Genomic DNA, 17,174 nt, shown 5'->3' with positions numbered 1-17,174 from the left:
TGCCCCCGCCCGCCGGGGGGGCCCCCGGCGGCGCGTGCCCGGCGCCCGGCCCTTGCTGTGCGGCCCGGGTCCCCCGGGTGTTCACCGGCGGGGTCACCCGTCGGTCCGGGGGTGTCTACTGCTTGAGCTCCGCGTACGCCTCCGCGCTGCTGTCCTTCAGGAACTGCCAGCAGCGGGCCTCCTCCTCGGTCTCCTTGATCGCGCCGGCCGCCCGGGCGAGCGCCGCCAGGCAGCGCAGGAAGCCGCGGTTGCCGCGGTGCTCCCACGGCACCGGGCCGTGGCCCTTCCACCCGTTGCGCCGCAGCGCGTCCAGGCCACGGTGGTAGCCGGTACGGGCGTAGGCGTACGACTCGACGTACCGGCCGGCCGCGTAGGCGTCGTCGGCGAGCATGGCCCAGGCCAGGCAGAAGACCGGGAACTCGGCCGCCACCTGGGTGGGGGAGGCCGACTCCTCCGCCAGCATCCGGTAGGGCCGCTCCTCCTCCGGGAGGAGAGTGGGTTCGGGACCGTCGAGTAGGTTCCTGTGAATCGCCATGCCCTGAAGTCTGCCACCCGAGACGCAGGGGTCAACCGCCGTCCCCGGCGGGCGCCCGTCCCGCGACGCCGAAGTCACATACGAGGCGTGTGGACATTCACCCGTTCGCCTGCCACTGTGAAGATCATGTCCGCAGCCCGATCCGTCGGCCGGCGCACCGCACCGCCCCGGAAGGGCGGTCGTCGACGCCGCAAGCCGCGACGCGGACCCGGTCCTGGCATGCTCACGGCATTCGTGGTCTCCGCAGTGGTCCTGGGGGCCGCGGCGATCATGCTGTACCGCCCAGCGGGAACCCCGGCCGCCGCCCCGACCGCCCAGGCGAGGGTCGCCCCGCCGGGCGAGCAGGCCACCACGGCGGCACCGACGGCGGAGCAGGCGCCGCCCCCGGCTCCCGCCCCGGCCGACACCCCGCCGCCCGCCCCCGCCGCGCCGGACCCCGGCCCCACCAAGGGCACGGGCACCTTCACCGCCGCCCCGGCCACCGCCAAGCCGGTCGGACGGGGCAACGTGCGCCGCTACCGGGTCGAGGTCGAGGACGGCATCGGCATCGACGCCCCGACCGCCGCCACACAGATCCACGCCATCCTCGGCGACAGAAGAGGCTGGACCAACGACCGCAAGAACGGCTTCCAGCTGGTCGCCGACGGCCCGTACGACTTCGCCGTGAAGATCGCCTCGCCGGCCACCGTGGACCGGATCTGCGGCGCCTCCGGGCTGGACACCCACGGCGAGGTCAACTGCAACGTCGGCAACCAGGTGCTCGTCAACTCCAAGCGCTGGAACACCGGTTCACCGCAGTTCAGCGGACCGCTGGAGGAGTACCGGGCGCTGATCGTCAACCACGAGGTGGGCCACCGGATCGGCCACGGGCACGAGGGCTGCCCGGGCGAGGGCAAGCCCGCCCCCGCGATGATGCAGCAGATCTACGGCCTCAAGGGCTGCACGCCCAACGCCTGGCCGTACTCGGCACAGGGCACGTACGTGGGCGGGCCGTCCGTCCCGTAGAACCGCGGCGGCGGGGGCGGGTCCTGGCAGCCGTCCTAACAGAGCACCGGCAGGTACTCCCGCAGGTCGCTGCGCTCCCCCGAGGCGGACACCTCGGCCGCCTCCACCGCCGCCGCCCAGTCGGCCCGGCCGGTGGCCAGCCGGATCCAGGTCAGCGGATCGGTCTCCACCACGTTGGGCGGGGTGCCCCGGGTGTGCTTCGGCCCCGGCACCGCCTGGACGACCGCGAACGGCGGGACGCGCAGCTCGACGGCGCCGCCGGGCACCTGCCCGGCGAGGGCGTCGGCCAGCATCCGGGAGACCGTGGCGAGGGCCTCGCGGTCGTGCGGGAAGGCGCCCAGGCCGAGCGCGTCGGCCAGGTCGTCGGCGTGCACCACGGCCTCGATCAGCCGGGTCACCAGGTAGTCGCTCAGGAGCATCGGATGACCGCTCAGGAAGGTCACCCGCCGCTCCGGTTCCGCCGCGGCCCGGCGTTCGAGCACGGCCAGCACAGCGTCGAGCGACCGGTCGAACTCGGCGGCCACCTCCTTGGGCGGGCCGGCGAACCCGGCCGCCGTGTGCTCCGTGGTCGCGGCGTCGACGAAGCCGGCCATCGTCCCGGCCAGCGCCGCGTAGTCGGCCAGCGGGAGCACCGGCCCGTCCACCTCCGGCAGGTCCAGCACGACGGACAGCTGGCTCAGCGCCAGGCTCAGGTGGGTCACCAGCTCCCGCACCCTCCAGGCGCCGAGCCGGGTCGGCCGTTCCAGATCGGACTCCGTCAGCTGGTGCACGACCACGCGCACCGCCTCGCTCTGCGCCGTCAACGCGGCGCTCACCTTCTGCGGCTGATACGTACGGGACTTGGCAGGCATGGGCGTCAACATACGCCGAGGGGCGGGTGGTTCACCAGAGAACCACCCGCCCCTCGTCGACCGCGCGTCAGGCCAGCAGGGCCTCGATGACACCGGTGCGGGCGTCCTTCAGCTCGGCCAGCGAGACGCTGAACTGGCCCTGGACGTCCAGGCTTTCGCCGTCCACGACACCGATCCGGGTGGCCGGCAGGCCGCGCGCGGTGCACATGTCGTTGAACCGGAGCTCCTCGCTGCGCGGCACCGCCACGACGGCGCGGCCGGCCGACTCCGAGAACAGCAGGACGAACGGGTCCTGGCCCTCGGGCAGAACGATCCGCGCGCCGTGGCCGCCCTTGAGGCAGCTCTCCACCAGCGCCTGGCCGAGACCGCCGTCGGACAGGTCGTGCGCGGCGTCGATCATGCCGTCGCGCGAGGCGGCGATCAGGATCTCGCCGAGCAGCCGCTCGCGCTCCAGGTCCACCGCGGGCGGCAGGCCGCCGAGGTGGTCGTGGACGGCCTGCGACCAGGCCGAGCCGCCGAGCTCGTCCGCCGTGTCGCCGAGCAGGTAGAGCAGCTGCCCCTCCTCGGCGAAGGCCAGCGGGGTGCGCCGGGTGACGTCGTCGATGACGCCGAGCACCGCGACCACCGGGGTCGGGTGGATGGCGACCTCGCCGGTCTGGTTGTACAGCGAGACGTTCCCGCCGGTGACCGGGGTGCCGAGCACCAGGCAGGCGTCGGCCAGGCCGCGGGTGGCCTCGGCGAACTGCCACATCACGTCCGGGTCCTCGGGGGAGCCGAAGTTGAGGCAGTCGGAGACGGCGAGCGGCTTGGCACCGCCGGCCGCGACGTTGCGGTACGCCTCGGCCAGGGCCAGCTGGGCACCGGTGTACGGGTCCAGCTTGGCGAAGCGGCCGTTGCCGTCGGTGGCGACCGAGACGCCGAGGTTGGTCTCGTCGTCGATCCGGATCATGCCCGAGTCCTCGCCGTGCGAGAGCACGGTGTTGCCGAGCACGTAGCGGTCGTACTGGTCGGTGATCCAGGACTTGGAGGCCTGGTTCGGGTGGCTCGCGACCTTCAGCAGGTCGGCCTTGAGGCCCTCGCCGGTGGTCGGGCGGGCCAGCCGCTCGGCGGTCGGGGCGTCGGCCTGCAGCGCGTCCTGCCAGCTCGGGCGGGCGTACGGGCGCTCGTAGGTCGGGCCCTCGTGGGCGACGGTGCGCGGCGGGACGTCCACCACGAGCTCGCCGTGCCAGAAGATCTCCAGGCGCTCGCCGTCGGTCACCTCACCGATGACGTTGGCGATGACGTCCCACTTCTCGCAGATCTCCAGGAAGCGGTCGACCTTGTCGGGCTCCACGATCGCGCACATGCGCTCCTGCGACTCGCTCATGAGGATCTCCTCCGGCGAGAGCGTGTGGTCGCGCAGGTGCACGGTATCGAGCTCGATCCGCATGCCGCCGGAGCCGGCCGAGGCCAGCTCGCTGGTGGCGCAGGACAGGCCGGCGCCGCCGAGGTCCTGGATGCCCTTGACGAGCTTCTCCCGGAAGATCTCCAGGGTGCACTCGATCAGGAGCTTCTCCTGGAACGGGTCGCCGACCTGGACGGCCGGGCGCTTGGCCGGCTTGCTGTCGTCGAAGGTCTCGGAGGCGAGCACCGAGACACCGCCGATGCCGTCGCCGCCGGTGCGGGCGCCGTACAGGATGACCTTGTTGCCGGCGCCGGAGGCCTGCGCGAGGTGGATGTCCTCGTGCTTCATGACGCCCACGCACAGCGCGTTGACCAGCGGGTTGCCCTGGTAGCAGGAGTCGAAGACGACCTCGCCGCCGATGTTCGGCAGGCCCAGGCAGTTGCCGTAGCCGCCGATGCCCGCGACGATCCCGGGCAGCACGCGCCGGGTGTCCGGGTGGTCGGCCGCACCGAAGCGCAGCGGGTCCATCACGGCGACCGGGCGGGCGCCCATCGCCAGGATGTCGCGCACGATGCCGCCGATGCCGGTGGCCGCGCCCTGGTAGGGCTCGATGTACGACGGGTGGTTGTGCGACTCGACCTTGAAGGTGACCGCGTACCCCTGGCCGACGTCGACGACGCCGGCGTTCTCGCCGATGCCGACGAGCATCGCGTCCGAATCCGGCTTCTTCTCGCCGAACTGCTTCAGGTGGACCTTGCTGCTCTTGTACGAACAGTGCTCCGACCACATGACCGAGTACATGGCGAGTTCGGCGCCGGTCGGGCGGCGGCCGAGGATCTCCCGGATGCGCGCGTACTCGTCCTCCTTGAGGCCGAGCTCGGCCCAGGGCTGGGCGGCGTCCGGGGTCTGCTCGGCGTTCTTGACGGTGTCGAGGCTCATCAGGCGTTCACCAGCTGCTTCAGGACGGAAGTGAAGAAGCCCAGGCCCTCGGTGGTCGGGCCGGTGAGCGGCTCCACGGCGTGCTCCGGGTGCGGCATCAGGCCGACGACATTGCCGGCGGCGTTGGTGATGCCGGCGATGTCGCGGTACGAACCGTTCGGGTTGACGTCCAGGTAACGGGCGACGACCCGGCCCTCCGCCTCCAGTTCGTCCAGCACCCGCTCCTCGGCGACGAAGCGGCCCTCGCCGTTCTTCAGCGGGACGACGATTTCCTGGCCGACCGAGTAATCCCGGGTCCAGGCGGTGCCGGCGTTCTCGATGCTCAGCTTCTGGTCGCGGCAGATGAAGTGCAGCGAGTCGTTCCGGGTGAGCGCCCCGGGCAGCAGGTGCGATTCGCAGAGCACCTGGAAGCCGTTGCAGATACCGAGCACCGGCATTCCGAGCTTCGCCTGCTCAATGACGGTCTCCATCACCGGCGAGAAGCGGGAGATCGCACCGCAGCGCAGATAGTCGCCGTAACTGAATCCGCCGGGCAGGACGACGGCGTCGACCTGGTGGAGATCCTTGTCACGGTGCCACAGGGCGACCGGCTCGGCGCCGGCGAGGCGGACCGCCCGCTGGGCGTCGCGGTCGTCGAGGGAGCCGGGGAAAGTGACGACGCCGACGCGGGTGGTCACTTGCCCTCCTCCTCGACCCGGACGGTGAAGTCCTCGATCACGGTGTTGGCGAGAAAGGTCTCGGCGGCTTCGCGGATACGGGCGAGCGCCGCGTCGTCGACCGGGCCCTCCACATCCAGCTCGAAACGCTTGCCCTGGCGGACGTCGGCGATCCCGGTGAATCCGAGGCGGGGCAGTGCACGCTGCACCGCCTGTCCCTGGGGGTCGAGGATCTCCGGCTTGAGCATGACGTCGACTACGACGCGTGCCACTGGCACTCCCGGTGGTGTCTTCGGTGAGGCGGGGGAACTCCAGACTACCGGTGGTTTCGGGCAGGATTGCTGGCCGGGGATAGCGACGCGCGTAGACCCGAGACCCTTACGCCACAAGGGATCCGGACCCCTCACCCGCCGACCGGGCCGACCGGTTTCCGTGGATTCGGCACTCGGAACGGCCCCGCCCGGAGAACACCCGAATACGGCACTTGGGGACAGAACCGCCCGTCCCGCACATCGGTATCCAGGAGTCCCGCGAAGAGACGTGAATATCCGGAAAAGAATGCCGGACTCTTCGATTTCTGCCCCCTTCGGGTGCAGAATAGGGCCACCTGTCGCGGCAAGTGCTGCGTATCAGGCGAGCCGTCCGGCCCGCCCGTACGCGCTTGCGCGAGTTGGTGCACATCAGGCCCCGGTACCCCCTCGGACCGGCGGCCGAATTGCCCGAGAGGATTGACACCCATGGCACAGCGTGTAGTTGTCACGCTCTCCGACGACCTGGACGGCGGCTCCGCCGCGGAAACCGTCCACTTCGGCGTCGACGGGAAGTCGTACGAGATCGACCTGTCCGTGGACAACGCGGAAAAGCTGCGGGAGGCCCTCGCTCCGTTCGTAGCCGCCGGCCGCCGCCAGAGCCGCACCGGAAAGTCCTTCCGCCGCACCGCCCTCACCCCGGACCCGGCCGCCGTCCGCGCCTGGGCCCTGTCCCGCGGGATGGAACTGCCGGCCCGCGGCCGCATCCCCAAGCACGTGTACGAGGCGTTCGCCGAGGCGAACTGAGCCTCGCGGGAGTCCGCTCCCCGGTCGCCCCGCCCGCCCTGGCCGAAAGGGTGGGGCGACCACCCCGAACGATGCTGTAGAGTATTCCTCGTCGCCGCAACGGAGAGATCCGAAGAGGCGGCGGGTGCCCCACCAGGCACCATGCGGACGTGGCTCAGTTGGTAGAGCATCACCTTGCCAAGGTGAGGGTCGCGAGTTCGAATCTCGTCGTCCGCTCGCAGTGCGCGAGCACAGCACAACTCAATAGTTTGACCTGCGGACGTGGCTCAGTTGGTAGAGCATCACCTTGCCAAGGTGAGGGTCGCGAGTTCGAATCTCGTCGTCCGCTCCGATACGAAGGGCCCCCTCGTTTGAGGGGGCCCTTCGGCATTCCTCCCCGCACTCCCCGCACTCCCCGCACGACGGTGCCCCGGGCGCCGGCGATATCGGCCATGACATTTGTCATCGCCGACCCGTGGATCCCCACCGCGATGTCATGACGGCCCGCACTGCCCGCGCGGCCCGGTCGGCGGAAGGCTTGGGGCATGGAGACGAGCCGGGCCCCCCGCCCCAGCGAAGACGTGATTGAGGTCACCGACCTGCACCGCCACTACGGCGGCGGCACCACCGGGTACCACGCCGTGCGAGGCGTCGACCTGACCGTCCGCCGCGGCGAGCTGTTCGCCCTGCTCGGCACCAACGGGGCCGGCAAGACCTCCACCATGGAGGTCATCGAGGGCCTGGCCGCGCCCACCGGCGGCACCGTCCGGGTGCTCGGCCTGGACCCCCACAAGGAGCGCGCCGCCGTCCGCCCGCGGATCGGCATCATGCTCCAGGAGGGCGGCTTCCCCGGCGAGCTCACCGCCGCCGAGACCGGCCGCGTCTGGGCCGGGATGACCAGCGGCGCCCGCCCGGTGGCGGAGGCGCTGGAGCTGGTCGGCCTCGGCCACCGGGCGAACGTCCGGGTCAAGCAGCTGTCCGGCGGCGAGAAGCGCCGGCTGGACCTCGCGATGGCCCTGCTCGGCCGCCCCGAGGTGCTCTTCCTGGACGAGCCCAGCACCGGTCTCGACCCCGAGGCGCGCGCCGCCGTCTGGCAGCTGGTCCGCGAGCTGCGCGCCCAGGGCACCACGGTGCTGCTCACCACCCACTACCTGGAGGAGGCCGAGGAGCTCGCCGACCGGCTGGCCATCATGCACAGCGGCCGGGTCGTCACCTCGGGCACCGTCGCCGAGGTGATCGCCGACCGGCCCGCCCGGATCGGCTTCGAGCTTCCCGAGTTCACCGGCGCCGCACTGCCCGTCCTGGCCGGGGCCGAACTCGCGCTCGACGGCCGCAAGGTCACCGTGCAGACCCTCGCGCTCCAGGACACCCTCACCGACCTGCTCGGCTGGGCCCGGCACCACGGGATCGCTCTCGGCGCCCTGGACGCCCGCAGCGCCTCGCTGGAGGAGGCCTTCCTCGCGATCGCCTCCGAGGCCGCCCACCAGAACCCCCCGCAGGCGCCCGCCGCCGACCGCCCCGCCCGCCGCCGCCTGATCGGATCCGCCCGATGACCACCACCGTCGCCACCGTCGCCACCGGTCCGCAGAGCACCGCCGCCCGTCGGCTGCTCGCCCTCGGCCGGGCCGAGGCCACCCTGCTGCTGCGCAACCGCACGGCCCTGTTCACCGCCCTGGCGCTGCCGCTGTTCCTGGTCTTCACCCTGAAGGGCGTGCTCTCCCAGCAGGCCGAGTCCAACCCCGGACTGGACGTCGACTCGCTGCTGGTCTACGGCTCGGTCGGGATGATCCTGGCCTTCGTCGTGTACTACAACCTGACCGCCGCGTACGTCGGGCGGCGCGGCGAGCTGGTCCTCAAGCGGCTGCGCACCGGCGAGGCCCGGGACGTCGAGATCCTGCTCGGCACGGCCGTCCCCTCGGTCGCGCTCGGCCTGATGATGGCCGCCCTGATCGGGATCGGCGGCAGCCTCGGCCTCCACCTGGCCGTGCCGGTCAACCCGGTGCTGATGCTGGTCGGCCTGCTCCTGGCGCTGGCCACCATGATCGCCCTGGCCGCGCTGTCCAGCGCCTTCACCAGGACCGTGGAGAGCGCGGGCATCACCACCCTGCCGATCATGCTGGTGATGCAGCTCGGCTCCGGGCTGTTCATCCCGCTGGAGGTCATGCCCAAGCAGCTGGCCGACATCTGCCGCCTGCTGCCGACCACCCCGGCCTTCCAGCTGATCCGCGTCGGCTGGTTCGGCACCGACGGCTCGGCCGCCGCGACCGGCTTCGCCGGCTCCTGGGGCGCCGCCGGCTCGCACCTGGTCACCGGGGCGATCTGGCTGGGCCTGGCGGTCTGGGGCGCGGTGCGCTACTTCCGCTGGGAACCGCGCCGCTGAGCATCGAGCAGTAATCCGAAGGAACGCCCCCGGTACGGCCTCTGATATGAAGGCAGCAAGCAGGATCGTGGTCGAACTGGGGGCGGAAGAATTGAGAATGCGGTCGCCGCATCGGCACTGGAGCAGCCTGAGCAAACCCCAGCGCACCGAGCTGTACCTGCGCTGGTCGCTCTACCTGATGGCGCTGTTCGTCCTCCCCGGCGTCCTGCTCGGCGCCGGGAGCGCCGTCGGCCAGCCCGGGAACATCCCGGTGATCCGGATCTCCGTGCTGATCGGGCTCGCCACCACCCTGGTCCTGCTGCGGACCTACCGCGTCGCGATGGACCACTACCTCGGCCGCCCCACCGACCCCCGGCTCTGGCTCGCCCTCTCGGTCGGCCTCGCGGTGGCGGGCTCCTGGACCGTCCTGCTGTTCGGCCCCGCCGACGGCGGACCGGAAAGCCCGGGCGGCCTCCCCTTCACCCTGTTCGTCACCAGCAGCCTGCTGCTGTTCGCCCACGGCCCGGTGTGCGTGGCGCTGGCTCCCCGCCGGGCCGCCGTCGTCGGGCTGGGCATGCTGCTGGCCGTCTTCCCGGCCGCGGTACTCGCCGGGATCGACCCCGCCGGCACCGCCGGCTACCTGACCGGACTGATCCTCGGGATGGCCTTCCTCGGCCCCAGCTGCCGCAGCTTCGCCTGGCTGACCTCGATCGTCTGGGAGCTGGACGCCGCCCGCGAGGCCCAGTCCCGGCTGGCCGTCGCCGAGGAGCGGCTGCGCTTCTCCCGCGACCTCCACGACGTGATGGGCCGCAACCTCACCACCATCGCGCTGAAGAGCGAGCTCGCCGTCCAGCTCGCCCGCCGGGGGCGCGAGGAGGCCGCCGACCAGATGGCCGAGGTGCAGAAGATCGCCCAGGAGTCGCAGCGCGAGGTCCGGGACGTCATCCGCGGCTACCGCACCGCCGACCTGCACGCCGAGGCGATCGGTGCCCGGGCGGTGCTGCGCTCGGCCGACGTCTCCTGCGAGATCGACCTCGGCGAGCAGGCCGACCGGCTGCCGGGCCCGGTCCAGTCGGTGTTCGGCTGGGTGATCCGCGAGGCCACCACCAACGTGCTGCGGCACAGCGAGGCCGGCCGCTGCCTGATCCGGCTGCGGACCGAGGACGGACGGGCCGTACTGGAACTGGAGAATGACGGGGTGCCCGATATCCCGTTCCCCTCCCAGGGCAGCGGCACCGGGCTGCGCGGACTGCGCGAGCGGCTCGCCGCCCACGACGGCGAACTGACCGTGTCGACCGCCGAGGCGGGCGTCTTCCGGATGCTCGCCACCGTCCCGCTCCCCCGCTGAGGAAGAAAGACCGCCCGATGACCGAGAACGCCGCGCCCGTCCGCGTCCTGCTCGCCGACGACGAGCACCTGATCCGGGGAGCGCTGGCCGCGCTGCTCTCGCTGGAGGACGACATCGAGGTGGTCGCCCAGGCCGGCTCCGGCACCGAGGCGCTGGCGATGGCGCTGGCCCACCGCCCGGACGTCGCGGTGCTGGACCTCCAGATGCCGGGCAAGGACGGCATCGAGGTGGCCACCCAGCTGCGGCTGGCGCTGCCGGACTGCCGCTGCATGATCGTCACCGGCCACGGCCGCCCCGGCTACCTGAAGCGGGCGCTGGAGGTCGGGGTGCGCGGCTTCCTGCCGAAGACCGTCTCGGCGGCGGACCTGGCCGGCATCATCCGCACCGTGCGCTCCGGCGGCCGGTACGTGGACCCGGAGCTGGCGGCGGACGCGATCAGCGCCGGCGAGACCCCGCTGACCCCGCGCGAGACGGACGTCCTGGAGCTGGCCGCCGACGGCACCCCGATCGCCGAGATCGCCGAACGGGCCTCGCTCTCCCAGGGCACCGTGCGCAACTACCTGTCGTCGGCGGCCACCAAGCTGGGCGCGGAGAACCGCCACGCGGCGGTGCGGATCGCCCGCGAGCACGGCTGGATCTGAGGCCGTACCCGCGGGCGGTCGAGCGGGTCAGGCCCAGGTGGTCCCGGTCAGCCGCTCGTACACGTCGATGTACTTGGCGCGGGTCAGCTCGACGATCTCGGCCGGCAGCGCCGGCGGCGGCTGCTCGCTGTAGCGGTCCCAGCCGGAGTCCGGGGAGACCAGCCAGTCGCGGATCAGCTGCTTGTCGAAGGACGACTGCGAGCGGCCCGCCTGGTACTCGTCGGCCGGCCAGTAGCGGGAGGAGTCCGGGGTGAGCACCTCGTCGCCGATCACCAGCTCGCCGTCCAGCAGGCCGAACTCGAACTTGGTGTCGGCCAGGATGATGCCGCGCTCGCGGGCGATGTCCCGGGCCCGGGCGTAGACGTCCAGGGTGGTGCGGCGCAAATGCGAGGCGAGTTCGGCGCCGATCCGGCGGGCGGTCTCCTCGTAGGAGACGTTCTCGTCGTGCTCGCCGACCTCGGCCTTGAGCGCGGGGGTGTAGATCGGGGCGGGCAGCTCGGAGCTGTTCTCCAGGCCCTCGGGCAGCGCGATGCCGCAGACCGTGCGGCTCTCCTGGTACTCGGCCAGGCCGGAGCCGGCCAGGTAGCCGCGGGCGACCGCCTCGACCGGGATCATCTCCAGGCTGCGGCAGACCAGCGTGCGGCCCTTCCAGTCGGCCGGGGCGCCGGCCGGGACCTCGGTGGAGATCACGTGGTTGGGAACGATGTCGGCGATCCGCTCGAACCACCACAGCGACAGCTGGGTGAGGATGCGGCCCTTGTCCGGGATCTCGTTCGGCAGCACCCAGTCGTGGGCGGACGTCCGGTCGCTGGCCACCATGACCAGCTCGCCCGAACCGGTGCGGTAGAGGTCGCGCACCTTGCCGGTGTGCAGGTGGACCAGGCCGGGTACCTGGACCGGCTCGGGCTTGGTGACAAATCCGCTCAAGGTGTTCAGTCCTCAGGGGTCGTTCACGGGCGGGGGCACCGCGAAAGGGGAGGTCACTGCCCCCGCAGTCTTTCACGCCCGCCGGAACGCCGGTTCTCCGGCCACCGCGCGCCGGTTCTCGGCTGCCGCGCGCCGGTTCTCGGCCACCGTGGTCAGTGCAGCTGGTTCTTGCAGACCCGGTCCAGCAGGTTGGCGGTGGCCCGCTGGATGCGCTCGTCGGTCAGGCCCGGGCGCCCCAGCGCGGGCGACCAGGCGAAGGTGCCGGCCGCGAAGACGTACGCGCCGCTGGGCGCGCGGTACAGCGAGGTCTCCTGGTAGCGGGTGCGGCCGGCCGGGTCCTGGTACGGCGAGTGCGCCAGCAGCACCCGCTCGACGTGCTCGGGCAGCGCCACCTTGGGGTAGTAGCGGTCGGCCTCGCCGGCGACCAGCCCGGGCAGCTCGTCGCCCTCCTGGAGGCCGGTGCCGTCCCAGAGCCAGTGCGCGGTGTGCCGGGCGACCAGCGGGACGGGCGCGGCGACCCGCCCCGAGTACTGCACCCCGAGCAGGTGCTGCTCGGGCTCCCCGGCGTCCCGCCACAGCGCGCTGGCCGCGCCGGGCGCCCCAACGGCCGGGCTGCCGGCGCCGACCTTCTGCCGCTTGCGGCAGTTGAGCAGCCGGTTGGGCTCGCCGGAGGCGGCGGCGGTCAGCTCGACCCGCCAGTACATGGTGTTGGCGGAGAGGAACACCAGCGAGGTGCCGCCGTCCCTGGCCCGCTCGGCGGCCCGGCGCATCGGCTCGGACCAGTACTCGTCGTGGCCGGGGAAGACCAGCGCCCGGTGCCGGGACGGGGCCACCAGGCCGGCGTGCAGGTCGGTGGCGGTGGCGTAGGAGAGGTCGTAGCCGAAGCGCTCGGCCCAGCGGATGAAGTCGTACGCGTGGCCGACGTGCAGCGGCAGTCCGGCGGTGGCGTGCGGGCGGTCGAAGGAGACGGTGACGGCCGCCTCCGGCTCGCCGACCAGGCCGCCCCGGCCGTCCCAGGCGTGGTAGAGGCTGGCGCCGGTCCGGCCGTCCTCGGGAAACAGGTTGTACGCCTGCCAGGTCACGTCCGGGAGCACCAGGAGCAGTTCGGCGGTGCGCGCCCGGTCCTCGAAGTCCCGGACGGTGAAGGGGATGTGACTGCGGTGCAGCATGTCCGCGGTGGTCAGCACGGCGACGTAGGCGCCGGGCTTCCAGTGCGCCGGGATCTGTTGCCGCCAGGAGTGCCACCAGTGGTGGCAGGAGACCGTCCGGTCGACCACCAGCGGGGCGGGCTGGGCGAGGCCGGCGATCAGCGGGCTGGAGGTCATGTGGCGGGCGCCGTCGCCGCCGTAGTGGCCGATCCGGAAGATGTTCACGGTGAACTCGCGGGGCGGGTTGACGGTAACCCGGAAGTCCACCGAGCCGCCGGGGCGGACCACCCCGGCCGAGGCGAAGCCCTTGATCTGCTGGTCCACGTCGTTGGCGCCCTGCGGGGTTCCGACGGACGGCTTCCTGCGGACTCCGGCCGTCAGCGACTGCTGGCCCGGCGCGCCCACCGAGACGTACCAGGGCACGGCGCCCTCCGCCCCGGCCAGGTACTGGTCCGGGCTGCGCAGCCAGGGCAGCGGGCCCTGGCCGAAGGGGTCGGAGACGCTGTAGGCGTGCGTCCCCGACTCCCAGCGGCGGTTGAGTTCGGTCCCCACGCGCCCCTCCCAGGTGCACTTCCGCCCGGTTGGCACGTGCCCCCCGGATGTGCGTGCGGTCTAATACACCACAGACTGCTCTCGCAGCGTCACCCTCCGGTAGCGATTGGTGCGGGGAATCTCGCGCGCCTCCCGGGAGAGGCCTCCGGCCTGCGAAGACGCCCGGTGGCCGGCCCTTTTGGGGGCGCGTGCTGTGGCGCCGAGCGCCCTCCTGTGACTCCCGGGACGTCAGAGGCGCACGGGTTTCTCAAGACGGACGTCGGCGGCGTCCAGCCAGGCACGCAGCGGACCGTCCTGGCCCTGCTCGACGGCCTGGGCGACCGGACCGGCCAGGTCGGTGCGGCGCACCCCGCCGAGCAGCAGCACCGGGCCGTCCAGCCAGTCCAGGCCGGGGGCGCCGCCGGCGGTGTCCACGGCGGCGCAGCAGACCATCGCGGTGACGCGGTCGACCAGCAGGTCGCGGCCGCTGCGGACGGGTTCGAGCAGCGGGGCCGGGGCGGTGGTGCGGGCCGGCTGGGCGGCGAGCGCGGCGGCCAGCAGCTCTCCGTCGCCCTCGGCGAGCCGGCCCAGCAGCCGGGTGAGGGTCGGGGCGCCGGGGCGGGACTGCGGGGCGAGCCGGTCCAGGGCCGTCTGCAGGATGGCGGCGCCCGCCCGCCAGCCGGCGTCCACCACCTCGGCCGGGTAGTCGGCCCACTCCAGCTCGCGCCAGGCGCCGGCCGCCGGGCGGCCGAAGAACAGGTCGGCGGCGAGCCGGGAGACCGCCCGGTCGACGGTGCCGGGCTCCTCCAGCAGGTCGCAGGCCGGGCGGTCGCCGAGCCGGCTGCCGTAGCCGTCGGCCAGCCGGTCGCGCCGGGACAGCTCGGTGAGTGCGGCGACCACGCCGGCGTTGAGGTGGGCCGGGTGGCGGCCGAGCCGCCAGGCGGGCAGCGCGACCCGGGTGAGCAGCCGGTCCCAGCCCGCGTAGGCCAGGCCGACCTGCTCCTGGGCAGCGATCCGCAGCCCGTAGTCGACCGTCCTGGCCTGCTCGGAGGCCCAGCTCGCGACCGAGCGCTCCAGCTCGGCGGAGTGGCCCCGGCAGGCGCCGAGCAGGCGGCGCACGACCCTGCGGACGATCCGGTCGGCGAGCGCGGCCGGACCGCGCCGGGGCGGCCGGGGCGGGGCGGCCAGGGTGGCGCCGCCGAGACCGGGGGCCGCGCCGGCCCCGGAGTCCAGACAGGCGTCCAGGCTGCGCAGGAAGCGCCGGGCGGCGGCGATCTCCGGGTCGGCGGAGGCGGCGGTGCCGGCCACCACGGGGGCGAGCAGGGCGCGCAGTTCGCCGGCCCGCATCCACCACAGGAAGGGCGAGCCGATCACCAGGACGGGGGCGGGCGCCCCGGGCTCGGGCCGGGCCGAAGCCGTCCGCCGGCTCCGCGGGACGTCCTCCAGCCAGCTGTCGCAGTCCGGGGTGAGGGCCACGGCGGAGGGCGCGGGCACCTCCAGCCGGTCCGCCAGCTCGCCGATCAACCGGTACAGCTCGGGGGCCTCGGCGCGCTCCAGCGGGACGGCCGGGGTACGCGGCGGGACGGTCCGGTGCAGGGCCCGGGCGGTCAGCCCGGCCACCGCCAGGGTCAGCGCGGCGACCGCGCAGACCGCCCAGCGGGCGGCGTCCCAGCCCGCGGCGTCGGCGGCCCCGGGCGCGCCGATCCGGCCGGTGAACCGGCCGGCGAGCAGGACCACCGCCACGGCGGCGGGCAGGGCGGCGGCGGCCCGGGCGAGGCCTCGGATCCGCAGCACCACCTGGGCGTGAGCGCGCGCGATGTCGATTGCGGCCATACGGTGCGGCACCCCCTTCGGAGCCCTCGGGCGCCCGGCTTCGGGCCCTGAGCCGACTCGAAACGATCAGTTCCGACCGGGAAGCGGAGGCGTCCGATCCCGGTAGTGCATGCTGCGTGGCGCTACTGACATTTTCGACGCCCCGGTCCGGGTGGGCGTTCCGGATCACCCCGGTTTCCACTCGTCCCGGTGACACCGCCCGGTCGTTCCGGTGACGCCGCCCGGTTGTTCCGGTTGCTCCGGTGACACCGCCCGGACGCCGGCGACCGGTCCGGTGCGAAGCACCCCGACGACCGACCGGCCGGACGCCGTCCAGCATCCCCCCGTGGGAGCACCGCTACCCGGCGGCGACCCCGGCGCACGGGCCCCGCGCACCGCGATCCAGCGCACCATAAGGCCGCGCGGCCGGTTGCGTCAGCCGGATGCGGGTGCTGTCACCCGATGGGCTGGAATCCGTCGGCCGAACGGTGCGTCGGCCCCCGCAGCCGCTCCAGCCCCGAAACGCCGGGAACGCTGCGCCCATGGGGTTGACCGGTGGGCGCGGATGTTCGAATCCCGCTCGCCCCTGCTGGTACGGCCGGCTGCGGGCCGCCGCCCGTACCGCGGTGGCACGCACCGCGGCCCCCGTGCGAGCGGTTCGCACGGGGGCCGCGGGCAGAGCGGGCGGGGGGCTCAGGCGGTGGCCGCCTTCAGCGCGATGTCGGTGCGGTGCTGGCCGCCCTTGAGGGAGATCCGGTCCACCGCGGCGTACGCGCGCTCGCGCGCCTCGGCCAGGTCGGTGCCGGTCGCGGTGACCGACAGGACGCGGCCGCCGGCGCTCAGCACCCGGCCGTCCTCGTCCGCCTTCGTCCCGGCGTGCAGCACGAACGCGGTGCCGTCCGCCTCCGCCTCGGCCAGGCCCTCGATCGGGTCGCCGGTGCGCGGGGCGTCCGGGTAGCCCTCGGAGGCGACGACCACGGTGACGGCCGCGCCCTCGTCCCAGCGCAGCGGCTCCAGCTGGTCCAGGCTTCCGGTGGCGGAGGCGAGCAGCACGCCCGCCAGCGGGGTGCGCAGCCGGGCCAGCACGACCTGGGTCTCCGGGTCGCCGAAACGGGCGTTGAACTCGATCACCCGGGTGCCGCGCGAGGTGAGCGCCAGGCCCGCGTACAGCAGGCCGGAGAACTCGGTGCCGCGGCGGCGCAGCTCGTCCACGGTCGGCTGGAGGACGGTCTCCAGGACCTCCTCGACCAGCCCGGCGGGCGCCCACGGCAGCGGGGAGTAGGCGCCCATGCCGCCGGTGTTCGGGCCCTCGTCGCCGTCCAGCGCGCGCTTGAAGTCCTGGGCGGGCTGGAGCGGGACGACGGTGGTGCCGTCGGTGATCGCGAACAGCGAGACCTCGGGGCCGTCCAGGTACTCCTCGATGACCACGCGCTCGCAGCCGGCGGCGTGCGCCAGCGCGGCCTCGCGGTCGGACGTGACCACGACGCCCTTGCCGGCGGCCAGGCCGTCGTCCTTGACCACGTACGGGGCGCCGAAGGCGTCCAGCGCCTCGGCGGCCTCGGCCGCGGTGGTGCAGACGTAGGACCGGGCGGTGGGCACGCCGGCCGCGGCCATCACATCCTTGGCGAAGGCCTTCGAGCCCTCCAGTTCGGCGGCCGCGGCGGACGGACCGAACACCGGGACGCCGGCCGCGCGCACGGCGTCCGCGACGCCGGCCACCAGCGGGGCCTCCGGGCCGACCACCACCAGGTCGGCACCGAGCCGGCCGGCCAGCGCGGCGACCTGCGCGCCGTCCAGCTGGTCGACCGGGTGGACCGTCGCGACCCGCGCGATCCCGGCGTTGCCGGGGGCGCAGTGCAGTTCGGTCACTGCGGGATCTTGGGACAGGGAGCGGCACAGGGCGTGTTCGCGGGCGCCGCCGCCGATGACGAGGACCTTCACGCCTGGCAGCGTAGTCGGTGGCCTGTTCCGGCCGCTCTCCGGTCCCGTCGGATCCTCCAGCGG

General features: G+C 73.5%; 15 protein-coding genes and 2 tRNA genes. 8 read left to right on the top strand and 9 right to left on the bottom strand.

All coding sequences use genetic code 11. The features are described 5' to 3' along the window. Positions 1 to 115 precede the first annotated feature (115 nt). Positions 116 to 535: a DUF3151 domain-containing protein gene (locus ACWGJO_RS21625; protein WP_049659647.1), complete on the bottom strand. Its 420-nt coding sequence runs from the start codon at positions 533 to 535 to the stop codon at positions 116 to 118. Positions 536 to 754: 219 nt separating this feature from the next. On the opposite strand from ACWGJO_RS21625, the gene ACWGJO_RS21620 reads away from it, so the two are divergent. Beyond that, a complete protein-coding gene (locus ACWGJO_RS21620) occupies positions 755 to 1,540 on the top strand; it encodes a DUF3152 domain-containing protein (protein ID WP_452185953.1) in 786 nt (261 codons plus the stop codon). A gap of 35 nt (positions 1,541 to 1,575) precedes the next feature. Here ACWGJO_RS21620 and ACWGJO_RS21615 read toward each other — a convergent pair whose 3' ends face one another. From ACWGJO_RS21615 to purS, 4 genes are all read right to left on the bottom strand, one after another. Continuing rightward, entirely contained in the window at positions 1,576 to 2,391 is an 816-nt protein-coding gene (locus tag ACWGJO_RS21615; protein ID WP_452185951.1) for a sterol carrier family protein, read from the bottom strand. Positions 2,392 to 2,458: 67 nt separating this feature from the next. Further along, on the bottom strand, positions 2,459 to 4,714 hold the full coding sequence (gene purL, locus ACWGJO_RS21610; RefSeq protein WP_387726658.1) for a phosphoribosylformylglycinamidine synthase subunit PurL: 2,256 nt from the start codon (positions 4,712 to 4,714) through the stop codon (positions 2,459 to 2,461). Then, positions 4,714 to 5,391, bottom strand: coding sequence for a phosphoribosylformylglycinamidine synthase subunit PurQ (purQ, locus tag ACWGJO_RS21605; protein ID WP_359897716.1), 678 nt, complete (start codon positions 5,389 to 5,391; stop codon positions 4,714 to 4,716). The genes purL and purQ overlap by 1 nt, the downstream gene beginning before the upstream one ends. Next, a complete protein-coding gene (gene purS, locus ACWGJO_RS21600; RefSeq protein ID WP_049654013.1) occupies positions 5,388 to 5,642 on the bottom strand; it encodes a phosphoribosylformylglycinamidine synthase subunit PurS in 255 nt (84 codons plus the stop codon). The genes purQ and purS overlap by 4 nt, the downstream gene beginning before the upstream one ends. Before the next feature lie 465 nt (positions 5,643 to 6,107). Here purS and ACWGJO_RS21595 point away from each other — a divergent pair, with 465 nt between their 5' ends. From ACWGJO_RS21595 to ACWGJO_RS21565, 7 genes are all read left to right on the top strand, one after another. Continuing rightward, positions 6,108 to 6,425 carry a histone-like nucleoid-structuring protein Lsr2 gene (locus ACWGJO_RS21595; RefSeq protein ID WP_359897715.1) on the top strand — a complete coding sequence of 106 codons (318 nt, stop codon included), beginning with the start codon at positions 6,108 to 6,110 and terminating at the stop codon, positions 6,423 to 6,425. 143 nt (positions 6,426 to 6,568) lie between these two features. Beyond that, positions 6,569 to 6,641: transfer RNA gene (locus ACWGJO_RS21590), tRNA-Gly, on the top strand. 39 nt (positions 6,642 to 6,680) lie between these two features. After that, positions 6,681 to 6,753, top strand: a tRNA-Gly gene (locus ACWGJO_RS21585). A gap of 196 nt (positions 6,754 to 6,949) precedes the next feature. Further along, positions 6,950 to 7,957, top strand: a complete 1,008-nt coding sequence (locus ACWGJO_RS21580; RefSeq protein WP_452185949.1) for an ABC transporter ATP-binding protein — start codon at positions 6,950 to 6,952, stop codon at positions 7,955 to 7,957. After that, positions 7,954 to 8,784, top strand: coding sequence for an ABC transporter permease (locus tag ACWGJO_RS21575; protein ID WP_452185947.1), 831 nt, complete (start codon positions 7,954 to 7,956; stop codon positions 8,782 to 8,784). Before ACWGJO_RS21580 ends, ACWGJO_RS21575 begins: the two co-directional genes overlap by 4 nt. Before the next feature lie 97 nt (positions 8,785 to 8,881). After that, entirely contained in the window at positions 8,882 to 10,111 is a 1,230-nt protein-coding gene (locus ACWGJO_RS21570; RefSeq protein WP_452185945.1) for a sensor histidine kinase, read from the top strand. A 17-nt stretch (positions 10,112 to 10,128) separates the two neighbouring features. Next, positions 10,129 to 10,752: a response regulator gene (locus tag ACWGJO_RS21565; protein ID WP_401052050.1), complete on the top strand. Its 624-nt coding sequence runs from the start codon at positions 10,129 to 10,131 to the stop codon at positions 10,750 to 10,752. Between the two features lie 27 nt (positions 10,753 to 10,779). Here the strand turns inward: ACWGJO_RS21565 and ACWGJO_RS21560 are convergent, their stop codons facing one another. From ACWGJO_RS21560 to purD, 4 genes are all read right to left on the bottom strand, one after another. Beyond that, positions 10,780 to 11,679: a phosphoribosylaminoimidazolesuccinocarboxamide synthase gene (locus ACWGJO_RS21560; RefSeq protein ID WP_452185943.1), complete on the bottom strand. Its 900-nt coding sequence runs from the start codon at positions 11,677 to 11,679 to the stop codon at positions 10,780 to 10,782. Between the two features lie 152 nt (positions 11,680 to 11,831). Further along, positions 11,832 to 13,379, bottom strand: a complete 1,548-nt coding sequence (locus ACWGJO_RS21555) for a N,N-dimethylformamidase beta subunit family domain-containing protein (protein ID WP_452185941.1) — start codon at positions 13,377 to 13,379, stop codon at positions 11,832 to 11,834. Positions 13,380 to 13,607: 228 nt separating this feature from the next. Continuing rightward, positions 13,608 to 15,191, bottom strand: a complete 1,584-nt coding sequence (locus tag ACWGJO_RS21550) for a hypothetical protein (RefSeq protein ID WP_452185939.1) — start codon at positions 15,189 to 15,191, stop codon at positions 13,608 to 13,610. A 672-nt stretch (positions 15,192 to 15,863) separates the two neighbouring features. Next, positions 15,864 to 17,111 (bottom strand): phosphoribosylamine--glycine ligase, encoded by a 1,248-nt coding sequence (gene purD / locus ACWGJO_RS21545; RefSeq protein ID WP_452185937.1) that lies wholly within the window; start codon positions 17,109 to 17,111, stop codon positions 15,864 to 15,866. Between the last annotated feature and the right edge of the window lie 63 nt (positions 17,112 to 17,174).

The organism is Kitasatospora sp. NPDC054795 (genome assembly GCF_053611565.1).
Note: the sequence above shows the minus strand (reverse complement) of the source record. Positions and strands in the feature narration are given on the sequence as shown.